This is a genomic window from uncultured Halopseudomonas sp., from assembly GCF_963977355.1.
In the GTDB taxonomy this organism is placed as follows: domain Bacteria; phylum Pseudomonadota; class Gammaproteobacteria; order Pseudomonadales; family Pseudomonadaceae; genus Halopseudomonas.
Genome location: NZ_CAXBOV010000021.1, coordinates 16,985 through 35,136 on the forward strand (window position 1 = coordinate 16,985; position 18,152 = coordinate 35,136).

An 18,152-nucleotide genomic window follows, 5' to 3' on the forward strand; every position below is an offset into this window, starting at 1 on the left:
GTTATACCAAAAAAATCTTAAACCTAATGTATTACATTAAGTAATACAGCCATCCTCTTGGGATACCTCATGTTGAGGTCTGCCAGTTGAAGCATTTTCTCCGGTTTGCCCCTATTTTTCGAACTAACTCCCTGCCATATAAAGGTTTTTCCGTGAAGTCCTTACTTGACGGTGTGTGCGTGCGGTTCCTATAGTGTGCCGAAGTGGTGTGAAGTGGGTGAAAGTGGGTTGTTTTGGTAAATCCCGTCACTTTACAGGCCAACTCGGAAAGGGGAGTCAGCAGCGTGTTTCGTGGAGCAAATGCTATCAATCTGGACGCCAAGGGGCGGCTTGCGATGCCGGCGCGTTATCGCGACCGTCTCGTGGACCTCTGTGCTGGCCAGTTGGTAGCGACTATTGCTCTGGAAGAACGTTGTCTGTGGATTTATCCCATGCCCGCCTGGGAAGCGGTAGAAGCCCAGCTGCGCAAGGCACCTAACCTGAATCCAGCAGTCAAGCGCCTCAATCGTCTGCTGATCGGTAATGCCAACGAGATCGAACTTGATAGCAATGGCCGCTTTGTTGTGCCGCCATTGTTGCGTGAGCATGCCGGGCTCGACAAAAAGGTCATGTTGGTTGGGCAATTGGACAAGTTCGAATTGTGGAGTGAAGACGCCTGGGAGGCCACTACAGCGGGCTACCTGGATCAGGAACAGAGTCTGGGCGAGCTGCCGGACGTATTGCAGACTTTGAGCCTATGAACGCGCCAAATACTTTTTCTCACACCAGCGTGCTTTTGGATGAGGCCATAGAAGGTCTCGCCGTAAAGCCTGACGGCCTATATATAGATGGCACCTTTGGACGCGGGGGACACAGCCGCGCGCTCCTGGCCAGGCTTTCCGCCAAGGGCCGGTTGCTTGGGTTTGACAAGGACCCGGCGGCTATCCGGGTCGGTGCGGAACTGGCGGCCGAAGACGGCCGCTTTGTCGTTATACAAAGGTCTTTTGCCGATATGGCAGAAGAACTGCGTCAGCGTGGCATGCACGGTCAGGTTGATGGTGTCCTGCTGGATCTGGGTGTGTCTTCCCCGCAGCTGGATGATGCAGAGCGCGGCTTCAGTTTCATGCATGACGGCCCGTTGGATATGCGTATGGATCCGACCAGCGGCCAGAGCGCTGCAGAGTGGATCAACAGCGCTGCCGAGGAAGATATAGCGGCGGTACTCAAGGAGTATGGCGAAGAGCGTTATGCCAAACGCATCGCCCGCGCCATCGCCAATCGTCGGGTCGAGCTGCCTTTTGCGCGCACTGCTGATCTGGCTGAAGTGGTTAAAGTCGCCAACCCGGCCTGGGAAAAGCACAAGCATCCGGCAACCCGGGCTTTTCAGGGTATCCGCATTTTTATCAACCGCGAGCTGGACGACCTGGCTGATGGCCTAAAGGCCGCGCTCGACGTTCTGGCACCTGGCGGGCGACTGGTAGTGATCAGCTTCCACTCGCTGGAAGATCGCCTGGTCAAGCAATTCATGCGCCGTGAGGCCAAGGGCGCGCCGTTGCCACGTGATTTGCCGATACGCGCTGCGGATATCGACGTCAGCATCAATCTGGTGGGTAAGGCAATCATGCCTTCCGCTGCAGAAACGGCAATCAATCCCCGTGCCCGCAGTGCGGTACTGCGCATCGCCGAGAAACGCCCGTGAGCAACCAGGCTGAACTCCCGCTGGACAACCAGGAGCAGAAAGGTCTGCCGCGTAGCAGCGGTTGGTTGTTTATTGTCTGGGTTCTGGTGGTGGTGAGTGCGCTCGCGGTGTCATATAGCTCGCACTGGAGTCGAGTTCTGCTGAATGAGCTGGCTGCCGAAATGGACCAGCGTGAGGGCGCACAGGCTGAGTGGGGACGGCTGATTCTTGAGCAAAGTACCTGGACTGCGCACAGCCGGGTAGAAGCACTGGCAACCAACGAGCTGAAAATGCGCGTGCCGGAAGCCAGCGAAGTGATATTGGTGAAGCCATGATCTCGTTGAAGCCAAACGGTAGCTTGCACCCATGGCGTTTCCGCGTAGTCATTGGTGTGCTCGCCATATGCAGTGCATTGATCAGCTGGCGGATTGTCGAGTTGCAAGTGATGGACGGCGGCTTCCTGAAAAACCAGGGCGACAAACGCAGCATGCGTCATACCGTTATACCGGCTCACCGCGGACTGGTTACCGATCGCCATGGCGAGCCGCTGGCCGTCAGTACGCCGGTTCTGACCCTGTGGGCCAATCCCAGTATTCTGATTAATCATGAGCCACGGTGGAACGAACTGGCCAAAGCGCTGGGTACAGATCCGAAGACCTTCGCGGAGCGCTTGCGAGCCAACGCTGGTAAGGAATTCATTTACCTGCGTCGGCACATGACGCCCCAGGACGGTGCGACGGTAACTGCGCTGAAGATACCGGGCGTTAACAGTATCGAAGAATATCGCCGTTTCTACCCGACGGGCGAAGTGGCTGCGCATCTGGTTGGTTTTACCAACGTCGATGAAGCAGGTCAGGAAGGGCTCGAGCTTACCTACAACGACTGGTTGCAAGGTGTGCCGGGCAAGCGCCAGGTACTGCAGGATCGGCGCGGGCGGTTGATCAAGGATGTACAGGTGGTCAGCAACGCCCGACCAGGCAACGACCTGGCCATGTCGATCGATCTGCGCCTGCAATACATTGCCCACCGCGAGCTTCGTGAGGCACTGAAGAATTTTGGCGCCAAAGCGGGCTCGGCGGTACTGGTCGATATTCGTACCGGCGAGATTCTTGCCATGGCCAATCATCCGAGCTACAACCCCAACAACCGAGCCAACCTCAAGCCCGACATGATGCGCAACCGAGCGCTAATCGATGTATTTGAGCCCGGTTCGCCTATCAAGACATTTACCGTCACAGCTGCCCTGATGAGCGGTCGTTACCAGCCCACCACGGTCATGGATACGCGGCCCGGCACCATGCGCGTGTCAACAATGACCGTCAGGGATCACCGGAACTACGGCATGCTCGACTTGTCGGGCGTGATCATGAAGTCGAGCAACGTTGGATCGGTGAAGCTGGCACTGGATATCGGTGCAGAAAATATTCACAACCTGCTGCAACAGCTTGGCCTGGGTGAGTACACCGGCTTGGGCTTTCCAGGTGAAAGCACGGGTAGCTTGCCGAGTCATCGCAAGTGGCCTCTGGTTGAGACCGCGACCTTGTCTTATGGCTACGGGATCTCGGTAACTGCCACGCAACTCGTCCAGGCATATGCTGCTTTGGCGAACGGTGGCCGCCGTTTGCCCCTTTCCCTGCTCAAAGTGAGCGAGCCTTCGGAAGGTACTCAGGTCATCCCGGAGCATATAAGCAAACAAATGCTGACGATGTTACGCGGCGTAGTTGATAGCGAGGGCGGAACAGGTTCACGTGCCCGCGTTCCCGGTTACCAGGTGGGCGGAAAAACCGGCACGGTGCATAAGGCTATTAATGGTGGCTATGCCGAAGACCGTTATCGTTCGGTCTTCGCCGGTATAGCCCCTATCAGCAATCCACGCTTCGCAGCGGTGGTAGTCATTGATGAGCCAAGCAAGGGCGAATACTACGGTGGCCTGGTGGCTGCACCTGTATTCGGTGAAATCATGTCCGGCGCGCTGCGTCTGCTGAATGTGACGCCCGATGATCTGCCGGCGCTGCAGCAGGTTGAGTTGCCGCCCCTCCAGCCTCAGGAGGGATCGCGCGGATGATGAGTCTCCAGCAGTTAATCCCTGATTGGCAGGGCGATTCTTGCACCATCCAGCACCTGACGCTGGACAGTCGGCAAGTCAAGCCGGGCAGCCTTTTTATTGCTGTGCCAGGTTTTCGCCAGGATGGTCGTAATCATATTGAGCAGGCTATACAGGCCGGTGCTGGCGCCGTTGCCTATGAAAGTGCCGATGGTTTCGAGCCGGCTGGTCTGGAGAATGGCGACGGTCACACAGTGATGGTGCCGGTGAGCGGGTTGTCTGGTCAGGTTTCGGCGATTGCGGGTCGCTTTTATCAGGAACCTAGTCGGGATATGGGACTAGTCGGAATAACCGGAACCAACGGCAAGACCAGCGTCAGCCAGATGCTGGCTCAGGCTTTGGGTGCGCTGGGCAAGCCCTGTGGCGTCATAGGTACCCTGGGTAGTGGCCTGCTGGATCAACTCGTCGATCACGGCATGACTACCCCCGATGCCATCAGCGTGCAGCGTCAGCTAGCGGAAATGCGTGACCAGGGTGCTGGCTGGGTTTGCATGGAGGTGTCTTCCCATGCGCTGGATCAGGGCCGTGTCGCGGAGCTGGAATTTGACCTGGCCGTATTTACCAATCTCAGTCGTGATCATCTGGATTACCACGGCGACATGGCCAGTTACGGCGCAGCGAAGGCCAAGTTATTTGACCGTCCGTTACAGGCCGCCATCATCAATCTGGATGATGCCTTCGGGCTGGAGCTGATCGAGAACAGCCCGTCGCGCTGCTTTACCTACAGCCTGACTAATACTGATGCAGACCTCTACTGCAGCGATATTCAATATACCAGTCAGGGAATACGTGCTGCGCTGCATACTGCGCGGCGTCGTGCGACGCTGGAGAGTCCTCTATTAGGTGAGTTCAACCTGGCCAATACGCTTGCGGTGATCGCAACCTTGCTCGCCCTCGAGGTGCGACTTGATCGCGCGATTGCCCTCGCAGCTGATCTGAACCCGCCGGCCGGCCGCATGCAACGCCTGGGCGGCGGCGATCGGCCCCTCATTGTTGTTGACTATGCCCACACACCGGACGCACTGGAAAAGGCTCTGGCCGCAGTACGTGCCCATGCCGAGGGCAGGTTGACCTGTGTGTTTGGCTGCGGCGGCGATCGTGATACCGGTAAGCGGCCTTTGATGGGTCAGGTTGCCGAGCGTCACGCTGATCATGTGGTGGTCACCGACGACAACCCGCGCAGCGAATCATCGCAGGGCATCATTCAGCAAATACTGGCGGGTATGCAGAGCCCCGAGTCAGCTGTCGTGATGGCCAATCGGGGCGTCGCCATTCGCACCAGCATTCTGGAAGCCCACGCCGGAGATTTGATTCTCCTGGCGGGAAAAGGCCATGAAACCTATCAGGAGATTGACGGCGTGCGTCACCCTTTCAGCGATGTCGAACAGGCTGCCAAAGCCCTTAAGGAATGGGAGGCCGCCCATGCTTGAAGCCATGCGCTTGTCCCAGTTACTCAAAACCCTCGGCGGTAGCCTGGTCAGCCAGGACGCGACCTTTGATAGCGTCAGTATTGATGCGCGCACTCTGGTGTCTGGCGGATTGTTCGTCGCGCTGGCCGGGGATCACGTTGACGGTCATGACTTTATCGCCCAGGCACGTGAGAACGGCGCTGCCGCAGCGATGGTTGCTTACACCGTGGACGATCCGTTGCCGCAGTTGCTGGTCCATGACTGTCGTTACGCCCTTGGGCAGCTTGCCGCACTTGCGCGCAGTGCCTTTTCTGCTCCGATGGTGGCTATCACCGGCTCTAGCGGAAAAACCAGCGTGAAGGAAATGCTTGCGGCCATTCTGCGCGAGCGCGGTCCTGTGCTGGCAACGCGCGGTAATCTGAACAACGAACTGGGTGTTCCGTTGACGCTACTTGCGCTGGACTCTACACATAAATTCGCAGTCATCGAGATGGGTGCTGCGGTGCAGGGTGATATCGAGTACAGCATGAACCTGGCCAAGCCGCAGATCAGCGTATTGACCAATGCCGGGATGGCCCACGTAGGTCGATTCGGAAGCCCCGAGAAGATTGCCCTGGCCAAGGGCGAAATACTCACCGGGCTTCCTGCAGACGGCAAGGCAGTGATCAATCTTGATAGCCCCTGGTTCGAAGACTGGTATCAGTCACTGGGTCGTCGTACCTCCCTTGCTTTTAGCCTGACCAATCCAACAGCTCAGCTACGCGCGGAGTCGGTGGAGATGGATGCGCGTGGATGCCCCGGCTTTCTGCTGGCCACGCCGAAGGGCTCTATTACCGTTCAGTTGAATCTGATGGGCGCTCATAACATCGCCAATGCCCTTGCCGCTGCAGGCGCTGCCTTGCATCTGGATACCGAACTTGAAGTGATTCGTCGTGGACTGGGCAAGGTGATGCCAGTTGCAGGCCGCGCCTGTCCGCTCTCTGGGCTTAACGGCGCCCTGGTTATCGATGACAGTTACAACGCCAATCCTGCCTCGGTAAAGGCGGCGATCGACATTCTTGCTGGTCTGGATGGCCAGCGCATTCTGGTTCTCGGTGACATGGGCGAACTGGGCGAGTGGGAGCAGCAGAGTCATCGCGAAGTAGGCATCTATGCCCGTGAAAAAGGTCTGGAGGGCTTGTTTGCAGTCGGTTCGCTGTCTGCCCTGGCGACCGAAGAATTCGGCGCTGGAGGTCATCTGTTCGGGAGCCGGGAAGAGCTCATAGCGGCGTTGGCAGTGCAACTTGATGCCAATACCCGAGTGCTGGTGAAGGGTTCACGCAGTGCTGCCATGGAGAGCGTCGTCGCGGCCCTGACGACTGCCCGTGAGGCTGGCAGCACCAATAACAATAACGACAAGGCCAACTGATATGTTGTTGCTTCTGACTCAATATCTGCAGCAGTTCTACACCGGTTTTGCGGTGTTTCAATACCTGACGCTGCGCGGCATTCTGGGCGTTCTTACTGCCCTGGGTCTGGCCCTGTTCCTGGGTCCGTGGATGATCCGGACCCTCAGTTTTCGTCAGATTGGCCAGTCAGTGCGTAACGACGGGCCCCAATCACATCTATCAAAGGCAGGCACGCCAACCATGGGTGGTGCGCTGATCCTGGTTGCCATAGGTATCAGTACTCTGCTCTGGGCCGATCTGAGCAATCTGTATGTCTGGGTTGTGCTGGGCGTGACCCTGTCGTTCGGTGCGGTTGGCTGGGTGGATGATTATCGCAAGGTAGTGGAAAAGAATTCCAAGGGCCTGCCGTCGCGCTGGAAATACTTCTGGCAGTCGGTGTTTGGTTTGACCGCGGCAATCGTATTGTTCATGACCGCGACTAACCCGGTAGAGACAACCCTGATTCTGCCGTTTTTCAAACAGGCTGAGTTTCAGCTTGGAATTTTCTTCGTTGTATTGACCTATTTCGTGATTGTCGGTTCGAGTAATGCAGTCAACCTGACCGATGGTCTGGATGGACTGGCGATCCTGCCTACAGTCATGGTCGGCGGCGCGCTGGGTATCTTTGCCTATCTTTCGGGCAACGTGCGTTTTGCCGAGTATCTGTTGATCCCTTATGTGCCGGGTGCAGGCGAGTTGATCGTGTTCTGCGGCGCCCTGGTTGGTGCGGGGCTGGGTTTTCTCTGGTTCAACACCTATCCAGCCCAGGTGTTTATGGGTGATGTGGGGGCACTGGCGCTGGGTGCTGCGTTAGGAGTGATTGCGGTCATCGTCCGGCAGGAAATCGTGCTGTTCATCATGGGCGGCATTTTTGTGGTTGAGACCCTGTCGGTCATCGTCCAGGTGGCTTCGTTCAAGTTGACCGGACGTCGCGTATTTCGCATGGCGCCGATCCACCACCATTTTGAACTCAAAGGTTGGCCTGAGCCGCGTGTGATCGTGCGTTTCTGGATCATCACCGTTGTTCTGGTGTTGATTGGTCTATCCACATTGAAACTTCGTTGAGGAAAAAGTTGTGTCACTGATTACCACGGACAAACAGCGGATTATCGTCGGCCTTGGCAAGACCGGGCTTTCGGTTGCGCGCTATTTGGCTGGCCGAGGGCTGGCTTTTGCCGTGGCAGACACGCGCGAGAACCCACCGGGGCTGGATCAGCTCAAGCGCTTTGCGCCCATGGCTGATCTGCATTTAGGTGAGCTCGATCCGGTACTTCTGAGCAAAGCCTCGGAGCTGATTGTGAGCCCCGGCATCGCATTGTCCGAGTCTGCTTTACAAACTGCTCGCCAGGCGGGTGTGAGTCTGATTGGCGATGTGGAGTTGTTTGCACGCGAGGCAAAGGCGCCGATCATCGCCATCACTGGTTCCAATGCCAAGAGTACGGTAACTACCCTGGTTGGCGAGATGGCCGCAGCCGCCGGCAAGCGGGTTGCCGTGGGTGGCAATTTGGGTACACCGGCACTGGACCTGCTTGACGAAAAGGCTGAGCTGTATGTACTGGAGCTTTCCAGCTTCCAGTTGGAAACAACCGACGACCTGAATGCCGAAGTCGCCACAGTACTGAATATGAGCGCCGACCATATGGACCGGTATCCCGGTATGGTCGCTTATCATCAGGCCAAGCACAGGATATTCCGCGGTACCCGTCAAATAGTGGTCAACCGCGATGACAGTCTGTCGCGTCCATTGCTCAACGAGCAATTGCCTTGTTGGACCTTTGGCTTGTCGCGCCCTGACTTCAAGGGTTTCGGATTGACCAAGGAGGATGGCGAGCAGTTCCTGACATTTGAATTCAAGCCGTTGATTGCAATCTCCGAGCTGAGGATGCGCGGCGCGCACAACCATTCCAACGCCCTGGCTGCATTGGCACTCGGGCACGCGGTTGGGTTGCCCATGGACTCCATGCTGCAGACGCTGCAAGAGTTCACCGGTCTGCCGCATCGGTGCCAGTGGGTCGCAGGGCTGTCCGGGGTGGATTATTACGATGATTCCAAGGCGACCAACGTTGGTGCTGCTCTGGCTGCGATCAAGGGTTTTGCCGCAGATTGCAGTGGCAAGCTGGTGCTTATTGCCGGAGGGGATGGTAAGGGCGCCGATTTTGCACCGTTACGCGAAGCTGTCCGCCAGCATTGCCGGGCCGTGGTTCTGTTAGGGAGGGATGCACACCTTCTGGCAGAAACCCTCGACGGTTGCGCCCAATTGATTAGCGTTGACACTCTCGAACAGGCCGTTGAAACCGCGGCAGGGACTGCGCAGGCCGGCGATATGGTTTTACTCTCGCCTGCATGTGCCAGCCTGGATATGTTCCGCAACTTTGAAGAGCGTGGTCGGCTATTTGCCGAGGCTGTAGGGAGGTTGCCGCAATGATCGGTATCTCTACCCTCAAGCAGTCAGTCGCGCCGCTGTTCGGGCCGCGTCGGTTCGATATGGATATGCCGTTGCTGGTTTCAGCGCTATGCCTGCTTGGGCTCGGGCTGGTGATGGTTTCTTCCGCTTCGATGGAGGTTGCTGCCGGACAGTTGGGCAATCCCCTGTTCTACATGATCCGTCAGTTGGTCTATGTGACGATCGGATTTGCTGCACTGGTATTCGTTATCTCGGTTCCGATTCGTCTGTGGGAGCAGTTCCGGTTTCCTTTGCTGTTCATTGGTATCGCTCTGCTCGTGGCGGTATTGATTCCTGGTATCGGTCGCGAGGTAAACGGCAGCTGGCGTTGGATTGCTGTGGGTCCTATCAATATTCAGCCTTCGGAGCTGGCCAAGCTTTTTGCTGTGGTGTTTCTTGCCGGCTATCTGGTGCATCGCCAGGAAGAGGTCAAGGAGGGCTGGTTTGGTTTTATCAAGCCGTTCATGGTGCTGTTTCCAATGGCTCTGCTATTGATCGCTGAGCCAGACTTTGGTGCGACAGTGGTTTTGATGGGCGCAGCTGTGGGCATGCTGTTTCTGGGCGGCGTAGGCCTGTTCCGTTTCGTTCTTCTGTTCGGTTCGATTGCAATTCTCGGTGGCCTGCTGATCGTGATCGAGCCCTACCGGCTCCAGCGCCTGACTGGCTTCCTAGATCCTTGGGAAGATCCGTTCGGCACCGGTTACCAGCTTACCCAAGCTCTGATCGCCTTTGGGCGAGGCGAGTGGTTGGGGATCGGGCTGGGTAACAGTATTCAAAAGCAGTTTTATCTGCCAGAGGCCCATACCGATTTCGTTTTTGCGGTGTTGGCTGAAGAGCTAGGGCTGGTCGGCGCTCTGTCTGCCTTTGGTCTGCTGATTTTCCTCGCGATACGCAGTCTGTATATCGGCTTGTGGGCCGAGCGTGCGGGTCGCCTGTTTTCCGCTTACCTGGCCTACGGTCTGGCAATCATGTGGATCGGTCAGATATTGATTAACGTCGGTGTAAATGTGGGCTTGTTGCCTACCAAGGGTTTGACGTTGCCGTTCCTCAGTTATGGTGGCAGCTCGCTCGTGGTCTGCTGTATCAGCCTGGGCATACTGCTTCGGATCGACTGGGAGCGCCGTCAGGCGCTACGGGAGGTGGCCGATGAGTGATCGCGTGCTGATTATGGCCGGAGGCACCGGTGGGCATGTTTTCCCGGCATTGGCCTGTGCAAGGCTTTTTGCAGAACAGGGCTATGAAGTGCACTGGTTGGGGACACGCCGCGGGATCGAGGCGGAGCTGATACCGGCGGCCGGAATTCCGATTCATTACATCGATGTCCAGGGTTTGCGTGGCAAGGGAAAACTGGGTTTGCTCAAGGCACCGTTCCAATTGCTTCGGGCTCTGTTCCAGTCGTTGCGACTATTGGCGGTACTCGAGCCGGTTTGCGTTCTTGGCGCGGGTGGGTATGTAACCGGACCAGGTGGCCTGGCAGCCTGGTGCAAACGCATCCCGCTGATTATCCATGAGCAGAATGCGGTAGTGGGCACATCCAATCGTCTGCTTAGCCGTTTGGCCAAACGACATTGCGAAGGCTTTCCCGGTAGTTTCGTCGATACGCCGAAGCGCCTGACGACCGGTAATCCGGTCCGCGAAGAGATCTTTCAAGTGGCGCCCATGAGCTGGCAGGGCGAGCGACAGCCACGCTTGCTGGTGCTCGGAGGCAGCCTCGGAGCCTTGCCGTTGAACAAACTGCTGCCGCCGGCTGTCTCCATGCTGGGCGCGCCAATCCGACCTGAGGTCTGGCACCAGTGTGGGCGTCAGCACCTGGAAGCCACAACGCAGGGCTATGCCGATGCCGGAGTGCAGGCGCGTGTCGAGCCATTCATCGCTGACATGGCCGCGGCCTATGAATGGGCTGATCTGGTGGTTTGCCGCGCTGGCGCCTTGACCATAAGCGAACTCGCCGCAGCCGGTCGACCAGCATTACTGATCCCGCTGCCCCACGCCATTGATGATCACCAGAGTGCAAACGCCGGTTTCCTGGTAAGCCAGCAGGCTGCTTTGCTGCTGCCACAACACAGTTTGAGCAGCGAATCGCTGGCGGAACAACTCAATTCACTTTTCACCCAGCCGGAGACTCTTCAAGCGATGGCCGATAACGCCCGCCGCCAGGCCACACCCAATGCTACAGCGGATGTTGTCCGCACCTGCCAGGAGGTGATCCATGGCTGAACCACGCCAGAAGGCAACGTTCTTCCTACCGGAAATGCGCCGGATTCGTTGTATCCATTTTGTCGGCATCGGCGGCGCTGGGATGTGCGGTATTGCAGAAGTACTTCTCAATCTGGGCTACGAGGTATCCGGCTCCGATCTGAAGCGCTCGGCGGTAACTGATCGCCTGGAAAGTTTTGGTGCCCGCGTGGATATAGGCCATCGTCCGGAGAACGTGCAGAAAGCCGACGTATTGGTTGTATCCAGCGCTATCAATACCAGTAACCCGGAAGTTGCAGCGGCGATAGAGCGCCGAATTCCCGTCGTGCCTCGCGCCGAGATGCTGGCTGAGCTGATGCGCTATCGCCACGGCATAGCTGTTGCCGGTACCCACGGGAAGACCACTACCACAAGCCTTATAGCCTCGGTCCTTGCTGCGGCTGGTCTGAGCCCGACCTTCGTCATCGGTGGTCGCCTGACAAGCGCTGGCACTAACGCCCAGTTAGGCCAAAGTCGTTATCTGGTTGCCGAAGCGGATGAAAGTGATGCTTCTTTCCTGCATCTGCAGCCGATGACATCGATCGTGACCAATATCGATTCGGACCATATGGACACCTATGGTGGCGACTTCAACAAGCTCAAGCGTACCTTTGTGGAGTTCCTGCACAACCTGCCGTTTTACGGTCTGGCTGTCGTCTGTGTCGATGATCCGGTGGTACGCGAGATCATGTCCCAGATCAACCGACAGGTTGTTACCTACGGGCTTTCGGAAGACGCCGATATCCGCGCGATCGATATTCATCAGCATGGTATGCAGACCCACTTCACCGTCGTGCGCCATGGTCATGAAAACCTGGACGTGTCGGTCAACATGCCCGGCGTACATAACGTCCTGAACTCGTTGGCGACTATCGCAGTAGCTACGGATGAGGGCATCAATGATGCAGCTATTGTCCAGGGGTTGAGCGGTTTTGAGGGTGTTGGACGTCGCTTTCAGGTGTATGGCGAATATGCGTTCGCAGGCGGGGAAGTCATGGTGGTTGATGACTACGGGCATCACCCCCGCGAGGTGGCTGCCGTCATCAAGGCTGTGCGGGCCGGCTGGCCGGAACGTCGCCTGGTAATGATCTATCAGCCGCACCGCTTCACCCGTACCCGTGACTTGTATGAGGACTTTGTACAGGTGCTGGGCGAAAACAATGTGCTGTTGTTAATGGAAGTCTACCCGGCTGGTGAAGAGGCGATCCCTGGCGCTGATAGCCGCAACTTATGCCGCAGCATTCGCCAGCGTGGCCATCTGGACCCCATTTATGTCGAGCGTGACGCGGATGTATTTCCGCTGGTCGAGGCTGTACTCAAACCAGGCGATATTCTGCTGACCCAGGGTGCAGGTGATATCGGTGGTCTGGCGGCGCAGCTTGTGGACGGTTTGCAGCGGCTTGCAGCCGATGGCGCAGGGGATCCGGCATGAGTAACGTCAAAGATTTCGGACGCGTAGCTGTGCTCTTCGGAGGCCGCTCAGCCGAGCGTGCAGTATCGCTCAAATCCGGGGCAGCGGTGCTCGAAGCGCTGCAGGCTGCTGGCGTGGATGCCTATGGGATTGACGCGGGCCATGATCTCGCCAACCAGTTGATTAATGATCGCCCGGATCGGGTGTTTATCGCTCTGCACGGCCGAGGCGGCGAAGACGGTAGCCTACAGGGTCTGCTTGAAAGCTTGCAGTTGCCCTACACCGGTAGCGGTGTAATGGCCTCTGCATTGGGCATGGATAAACTGCGCACCAAGCTGATTTGGCAGAGCCTGGAGCTCACCACGCCTGCCTACGCCGTCCTGCGGGATCAGGCTGATTGCGGCGAGATAGTCGCGAGCCTGGGCACGCCGTTAATCGTCAAGCCGATTCATGAAGGCTCCAGTATTGGTATGGCCAAGGTACAAGATGTCGACGGGTTGGAACTGGCGTGGCAATCAGCCCGTCAATACGACGATATCGCCCTGGTCGAGAAATGGATTACCGGCGCCGAGTTCACCGTAGCCATTCTCGACGGTCGTGCGCTTCCGGCAATTCGCTTGCGCACGCCGCATACGTTTTATGACTACGAAGCCAAGTACCTCACTAATGACACTCAATATATTTGCCCCTGCGGATTGACGCCGGAACGCGAAGCAGAGCTGGGCGAGCTGTGTCTGGAGGCTTTTAATGCCGTGGGCTGCCGCGGCTGGGGTCGCGTAGATGTAATGCAGGATGAGGCGGGTCAATTCTATCTGCTGGAAGTCAACACTGTGCCCGGTATGACCGATCACAGTCTGGTGCCCATGGCTGCGGCTGCAGCGGGCATGTCATTTACCGAGCTGGTTCTGGCGATTCTTGCCAGTGCCCGTTACTGAGGGAACAGCATGTTGCGGCAGATGGTCAGAGACCCGCGGGCAGGCAAAACCCGGACCCGGCGTGTGGCGCCCGGCCAGGGTGCTGTACGCGTGGCTCCGGTTGCTGCTCGCAGTTGGCCGAAACTGTCGCTGAGCCGTCCATCGTTTGACGGAGCACTGACGCGGATCAAGCAGGTGATCTGGCCGCTGTTGCTGGTAGGTCTGGGGGTCGGGCTTTATGAATTGGGCAGCCGTATTCTGCCGTTGGCGGATCAGCCAATTGAATTGATCAGTGTGCAGGGCGAGTTGCAGTACATCGACCCGGTTGCGGTGCAGGCTGTTATCCAGCCATACCTGAACGAGAGTTTTCTGGGTATTGACCTGAATGCAATGCGTGGTGATCTGGCGGAAATGCCTTGGGTTGCCAGCGCGGCGGTTACGCGGGTTTGGCCCAGCCAGTTGATTATCCATCTGGATGAGCAGTTACCAGTGGCCCGCTGGGGCGATGCTGCTCTGCTGAATAATGCAGGTAAGGCATTCACTCCGGAGGATATCAGCCAGTTTGCGGAGCTGCCGCAGCTGGATGGCCCCCAGCGTGCCAAACAGCGTGTGATGCAGTATTACCAGCAGTTCAATCGGCTGTTAAGGCCTTACGGTCAGGGTGTGGCAAAGCTGGAATTACGCGAACGCGGAAGCTGGTTCCTGACCACACAGGACGGTATCCAGGTGCTGCTGGGACGTGAGGAGCTAGTGGACAAGGTTCAGCGTTTTCTGACCATCGATCAGTTGATGCTGGCCGAATACAGACCACAGATAGCGCGGGTCGACCTGCGTTACAACAATGCCATGGCAGTGGCCTGGCGTGAGCCGGCCGTGCAGCAATCAATCAAAGAGTGACGGGATATTATGGCGAGCAAGCAGGGTAGCAGAATGATTGTCGGACTTGATATCGGGACCTCCAAGGTGGTCGCGCTGGTCGGTGAGATCGGTGTGGACGGCATGCTGGAGATCGTGGGTATCGGTTCGCACCCCTCTCGCGGCCTTAAAAAAGGGGTGGTGGTCAATATCGAATCCACCGTGCAATCGATTCAGCGCGCGATCGAGGAAGCAGAGTTGATGGCCGGCTGCGAGATCCATTCGGTGTTCGCCGGAATCGCGGGCAATCACATTCGCAGCCTCAATTCCCACGGCATCGTAGCTATACGTGATCGTGAAGTCGCACAGGCGGATATCGAACGAGTACTTGATGCCGGTCAGGCGGTGGCGATACCCGCGGACCAGAAGGTACTTCACATTCTGCCCCAGGAATATGTGATCGATAACCAGGAAGGCGTGCGCGAGCCACTGGGCATGTCTGGCGTGCGCCTGGAAGCCAAGGTGCATCTGGTGACCTGTGCATTGAACGCAGTACAGAACATCGAGAAGTGCATCCGCCGCTGTGGTCTGGAGGTTGAAGATGTGATTCTCGAACAGCTGGCATCCAGTTACGCCGTGTTGACCGACGACGAAAAAGAGCTGGGCGTCTGCATGGTCGATATAGGCGGTGGCACAACCGATATCGCCATTTTCACCGAAGGCGCGATTCGCCATACGGCTGTGATTCCAATTGCTGGCGACCAGGTCACCAACGACATCGCCATGGCGCTGCGTACCCCAACCCAGTACGCAGAGGAAATCAAGATTCGCTATGCCTGCGCGCTGGCCAAGCTGGCCGGCCCCGAGGAAACCATCAAGGTACCAAGCGTGGGTGAGCGCCCCCCGCGCGACCTGTCCCGTCAGGCCTTGGCTGAAGTGGTCGAGCCGCGGTATGACGAACTGTTTACCCTAATTCAGGCTGAACTTCGGCGCTCCGGGTTCGAGGACATGATTCCCGCCGGCATCGTACTGACTGGTGGTACCTCGAAGATGGAAGGCGCAGTCGAATTAGCCGAAGAAATTTTCCACATGCCGGTACGCCTGGGTGTGCCACAGGAATTCAAGGGGCTTACAGATGTGGTGCGCAATCCCATCTATGCCACCAGCGTGGGTCTGCTGCATTACGGCAACCGGCATAACGCCGCTGCCTCCAGCAGTTCCGAAACGAGCAAGGAATCGCCGTTGATCCGCATCAAGCGGTGGTTCAAGGGCAATTTTTAAGAGCCGCATAAAAGCGGTCAGGGCCTCGCGCAAGCGAGGATTGCAGTAAACGAAACGAAACGAAAACGAAACGAGTAAGTACTCGAGGAGATGGAACCATGTTTGAATTAATTGATAACGTTCCGCAAAACGCAGTAATCAAGGTTGTTGGTGTCGGTGGCGGTGGTGGTAATGCCCTGCAGCACATGGTCGTCAACAACGTAGAAGGCGTTGAGTTCATCTGCGCCAATACCGATGCTCAGGCGCTGAAGAATGTCAGCGCGCGCACCATCCTGCAGCTCGGTCCGAACGTGACCAAAGGGCTCGGCGCAGGCGCCAATCCGCTGATTGGCCGTGAAGCGGCGATGGAAGACCGTGAGCGCATCGCGGAAGTGCTGCGCGGCGCCGATATGGTCTTCATTACCGCCGGTATGGGTGGCGGCACCGGAACTGGTGCTGCACCTATTGTTGCTGAAGTCGCCCGCGAAATGGGTATTCTCACAGTAGCAGTGGTTACCAAGCCTTTTCCTTTTGAAGGCCGCAAGCGCATGCAGATCGCTGAAGAGGGCATCCGCGAGCTGAGTGAGCATGTGGATTCGCTGATCACCATCCCCAACGAGAAGCTGCTGACTGTATTGGGTAAAGACGCCAGTTTGCTGGCCGCGTTCAGCAAGGCCAACGACGTACTGCTTGGCGCCGTTCAGGGCATCGCAGACCTCATCATGCGTCCCGGCATGATCAACGTCGACTTTGCTGACGTTAAGACTGTCATGAGCGAGATGGGTATGGCGATGATGGGTACTGGTCACGCCAGCGGTCCGAATCGCGCACGTGAGGCTGCAGAAGCGGCGATCCGCAGTCCGTTGCTGGAAGACGTTAACCTGATGGGTGCCCGGGGTATCCTGGTCAACATAACTGCTGGTCCAGACCTGTCCCTCGGTGAGTTCTCCGAAGTGGGTAGCACGGTTGAAGAGTTCGCTTCCGAGACTGCCACAGTGGTTGTCGGTACTGTTATCGATCCCGAGCTGCGCGATGAGTTGCGTGTTACCGTGGTTGCCACAGGTCTTGGTGCACGGATTGAAAAGCCAGTGAAAGTCGTCGACAACACAAGCGTCCCTGCACCGGCAGCCCGTCAGCCACAGGAAAGCAGCGCGCCCAACTATCGTGATCTGGATCGTCCGACTGTCATGCGTAACACCGGTGGGCAAGGCAACAATGCCGCAGCTGCTCGTTTGAGCCAGCAACCGGAAGACCTTGATTATCTGGATATTCCGGCTTTTCTGCGTCGTCAGGCAGATTGATCAGAGTTGATAGCTTCAGTCAATCGCGCGAATAGGGCTGATTGGTGTTCAATAAAGATGGACTTTGCTATCATGCGCCCATCTTGAGGAATATTAATTTGCGATTTTCGCGTCTTTTTCGCAACTACAGCGGAAGCATAAAAGCATGATCAGACAACGCACACTGAAGAACATCATCCGGGCCACTGGTGTTGGTCTGCATTCGGGTGAGAAGGTTTACCTCACGCTGAAACCGGCACCTATTGGTACGGGAATTGTGTTCGTCCGGACCGATCTCGACCCTGTGGTCGAGATTCCGGCCCGGGCCGAGTTCGTGGGCGAGACGACGATGTCGACGACGTTGGTCAACAACGGCGCCAAGGTCGATACCGTCGAGCATCTTCTGTCAGCTATGGCCGGCCTGGGTATTGATAACGCCTATGTCGAGCTCAGCGCATCAGAGGTGCCGATCATGGATGGCAGTGCCGGTCCCTTTGTATTCCTGATCCAGTCTGCTGGTATTGAGGAACAGGATGCCGCCAAGCAGTTCATCCGCATCAAGCGTGAAATTACGGTTGAAGAAGAGGGCAAGACAGCCAGTTTCCTGCCCTTCGAAGGATTCAAGGTGTCTTTCGGGATCGACTTTGACCATCCTGTGTTTCGTGGTCGCAGTCAGTTTGCCTGTGTTGATTTTTCCAGTACGTCCTTTGTAAAAGAGGTCAGCCGCGCTAGAACCTTCGGATTCATGCGCGACATCGAGCATCTTCGTTCCCAGAATCTGGCATTGGGTGGCAGCGTAGACAACGCGATTGTTGTCGATGAGTATCGAGTACTGAACGAAGACGGCCTGCGGTACGAGGACGAATTCGTCAAGCACAAGATTCTTGACGCAATCGGCGACCTATACCTCTTGGGCAAGAGCCTGGTAGGTGAGTTTCGCGGACACAAGTCAGGACATGGCCTGAACAACAAGCTGCTCCGCGCGCTGCTAGCCAACAAGGAAGCATGGGAGATAGTGACGTTCGAAGATGCCGGCACTGCGCCCATCTCTTTCATGCGACCCGCTGCGGCAGTATGAAGAAGTTTCGTTTCGTGTAGTTTCGTGTAGTTTCGTTCTGTTTCGTTTCGTATGGCCACTTCGGTGGCCATTTTTTTTG

The 18,152-nt window shown here is 57.1% G+C and carries 16 protein-coding genes; all 16 read left to right on the forward strand.

Annotated features, from left to right (window positions below; genetic code table 11):
• Positions 1-284: 284 nt before the first annotated feature.
• The 16 genes from mraZ (at position 285) to lpxC (ending at position 18,073) form a co-directional block, all read left to right on the forward strand.
• Positions 285-740, forward strand: a complete 456-nt coding sequence (gene mraZ, locus AAC076_RS12460; protein WP_339846106.1) for a division/cell wall cluster transcriptional repressor MraZ — start codon at positions 285-287, stop codon at positions 738-740.
• Positions 737-1,678 (forward strand): 16S rRNA (cytosine(1402)-N(4))-methyltransferase RsmH, encoded by a 942-nt coding sequence (rsmH, locus tag AAC076_RS12465; RefSeq protein WP_339846108.1) that lies wholly within the window; start codon positions 737-739, stop codon positions 1,676-1,678. The genes mraZ and rsmH overlap by 4 nt, the downstream gene beginning before the upstream one ends.
• Positions 1,679-1,698: 20 nt before the next feature.
• Positions 1,699-1,992 carry a cell division protein FtsL gene (gene ftsL / locus AAC076_RS12470; RefSeq protein WP_339846217.1) on the forward strand — a complete coding sequence of 98 codons (294 nt, stop codon included), beginning with the start codon at positions 1,699-1,701 and terminating at the stop codon, positions 1,990-1,992.
• Complete coding sequence (locus tag AAC076_RS12475; protein ID WP_339846110.1) at positions 1,989-3,722, forward strand: penicillin-binding transpeptidase domain-containing protein; 1,734 nt, start codon at positions 1,989-1,991, stop codon at positions 3,720-3,722. Before ftsL ends, AAC076_RS12475 begins: the two co-directional genes overlap by 4 nt.
• Complete coding sequence (locus AAC076_RS12480; protein WP_339846111.1) at positions 3,719-5,191, forward strand: UDP-N-acetylmuramoyl-L-alanyl-D-glutamate--2,6-diaminopimelate ligase; 1,473 nt, start codon at positions 3,719-3,721, stop codon at positions 5,189-5,191. Before AAC076_RS12475 ends, AAC076_RS12480 begins: the two co-directional genes overlap by 4 nt.
• Complete coding sequence (gene murF, locus AAC076_RS12485) at positions 5,184-6,578, forward strand: UDP-N-acetylmuramoyl-tripeptide--D-alanyl-D-alanine ligase (protein WP_339846112.1); 1,395 nt, start codon at positions 5,184-5,186, stop codon at positions 6,576-6,578. Before AAC076_RS12480 ends, murF begins: the two co-directional genes overlap by 8 nt.
• Position 6,579: 1 nt before the next feature.
• The gene (gene mraY / locus AAC076_RS12490; RefSeq protein ID WP_339846113.1) at positions 6,580-7,662 is read left to right on the forward strand and encodes a phospho-N-acetylmuramoyl-pentapeptide-transferase; all 1,083 of its coding nucleotides are present in this window, start codon (positions 6,580-6,582) and stop codon (positions 7,660-7,662) included.
• Positions 7,663-7,672: 10 nt separating this feature from the next.
• Positions 7,673-9,022: a UDP-N-acetylmuramoyl-L-alanine--D-glutamate ligase gene (gene murD, locus AAC076_RS12495; protein WP_339846114.1), complete on the forward strand. Its 1,350-nt coding sequence runs from the start codon at positions 7,673-7,675 to the stop codon at positions 9,020-9,022.
• Positions 9,019-10,194 (forward strand): putative lipid II flippase FtsW, encoded by a 1,176-nt coding sequence (gene ftsW / locus AAC076_RS12500; RefSeq protein ID WP_339846117.1) that lies wholly within the window; start codon positions 9,019-9,021, stop codon positions 10,192-10,194. The genes murD and ftsW overlap by 4 nt, the downstream gene beginning before the upstream one ends.
• On the forward strand, positions 10,187-11,257 hold the full coding sequence (gene murG, locus AAC076_RS12505; RefSeq protein WP_339846120.1) for an undecaprenyldiphospho-muramoylpentapeptide beta-N-acetylglucosaminyltransferase: 1,071 nt from the start codon (positions 10,187-10,189) through the stop codon (positions 11,255-11,257). Before ftsW ends, murG begins: the two co-directional genes overlap by 8 nt.
• A 34-nt stretch (positions 11,258-11,291) precedes the next feature.
• Positions 11,292-12,707, forward strand: coding sequence for a UDP-N-acetylmuramate--L-alanine ligase (murC, locus tag AAC076_RS12510; RefSeq protein ID WP_339846219.1), 1,416 nt, complete (start codon positions 11,292-11,294; stop codon positions 12,705-12,707).
• Positions 12,704-13,621 carry a D-alanine--D-alanine ligase gene (locus AAC076_RS12515; protein WP_339846122.1) on the forward strand — a complete coding sequence of 306 codons (918 nt, stop codon included), beginning with the start codon at positions 12,704-12,706 and terminating at the stop codon, positions 13,619-13,621. The genes murC and AAC076_RS12515 overlap by 4 nt, the downstream gene beginning before the upstream one ends.
• Positions 13,622-13,630: 9 nt before the next feature.
• The gene (locus tag AAC076_RS12520; protein WP_339846124.1) at positions 13,631-14,497 is read left to right on the forward strand and encodes a cell division protein FtsQ/DivIB; all 867 of its coding nucleotides are present in this window, start codon (positions 13,631-13,633) and stop codon (positions 14,495-14,497) included.
• 9 nt (positions 14,498-14,506) lie between these two features.
• On the forward strand, positions 14,507-15,736 hold the full coding sequence (ftsA, locus tag AAC076_RS12525; RefSeq protein WP_339846127.1) for a cell division protein FtsA: 1,230 nt from the start codon (positions 14,507-14,509) through the stop codon (positions 15,734-15,736).
• 98 nt (positions 15,737-15,834) lie between these two features.
• Positions 15,835-17,016, forward strand: coding sequence for a cell division protein FtsZ (gene ftsZ / locus AAC076_RS12530; protein WP_339846130.1), 1,182 nt, complete (start codon positions 15,835-15,837; stop codon positions 17,014-17,016).
• 145 nt (positions 17,017-17,161) lie between these two features.
• Complete coding sequence (gene lpxC / locus AAC076_RS12535; RefSeq protein ID WP_339846133.1) at positions 17,162-18,073, forward strand: UDP-3-O-acyl-N-acetylglucosamine deacetylase; 912 nt, start codon at positions 17,162-17,164, stop codon at positions 18,071-18,073.
• Positions 18,074-18,152 lie beyond the last annotated feature (79 nt).

Excerpts from the sequence above, each read along its gene's own strand:
- mraY (WP_339846113.1), top strand. The coding sequence starts at position 6,580 with ATGTTGTTGCTTCTGACTCAATATCTGCAGCAGTTCTACACCGGTTTT.
- AAC076_RS12515 (WP_339846122.1), top strand. The coding sequence starts at position 12,704 with ATGAGTAACGTCAAAGATTTCGGACGCGTAGCTGTGCTCTTCGGAGGC.
- AAC076_RS12475 (WP_339846110.1), top strand. The coding sequence starts at position 1,989 with ATGATCTCGTTGAAGCCAAACGGTAGCTTGCACCCATGGCGTTTCCGC.
- ftsA (WP_339846127.1), top strand. The coding sequence starts at position 14,507 with ATGGCGAGCAAGCAGGGTAGCAGAATGATTGTCGGACTTGATATCGGG.
- AAC076_RS12520 (WP_339846124.1), top strand. The coding sequence starts at position 13,631 with ATGTTGCGGCAGATGGTCAGAGACCCGCGGGCAGGCAAAACCCGGACC.
- murC (WP_339846219.1), top strand. The coding sequence starts at position 11,292 with ATGCGCCGGATTCGTTGTATCCATTTTGTCGGCATCGGCGGCGCTGGG.
- ftsZ (WP_339846130.1), top strand. The coding sequence starts at position 15,835 with ATGTTTGAATTAATTGATAACGTTCCGCAAAACGCAGTAATCAAGGTT.
- lpxC (WP_339846133.1), top strand. The coding sequence starts at position 17,162 with ATGATCAGACAACGCACACTGAAGAACATCATCCGGGCCACTGGTGTT.
- rsmH (WP_339846108.1), top strand. The coding sequence starts at position 737 with ATGAACGCGCCAAATACTTTTTCTCACACCAGCGTGCTTTTGGATGAG.
- murG (WP_339846120.1), top strand. The coding sequence starts at position 10,187 with ATGAGTGATCGCGTGCTGATTATGGCCGGAGGCACCGGTGGGCATGTT.
- AAC076_RS12480 (WP_339846111.1), top strand. The coding sequence starts at position 3,719 with ATGATGAGTCTCCAGCAGTTAATCCCTGATTGGCAGGGCGATTCTTGC.
- murF (WP_339846112.1), top strand. The coding sequence starts at position 5,184 with ATGCTTGAAGCCATGCGCTTGTCCCAGTTACTCAAAACCCTCGGCGGT.
- ftsW (WP_339846117.1), top strand. The coding sequence starts at position 9,019 with ATGATCGGTATCTCTACCCTCAAGCAGTCAGTCGCGCCGCTGTTCGGG.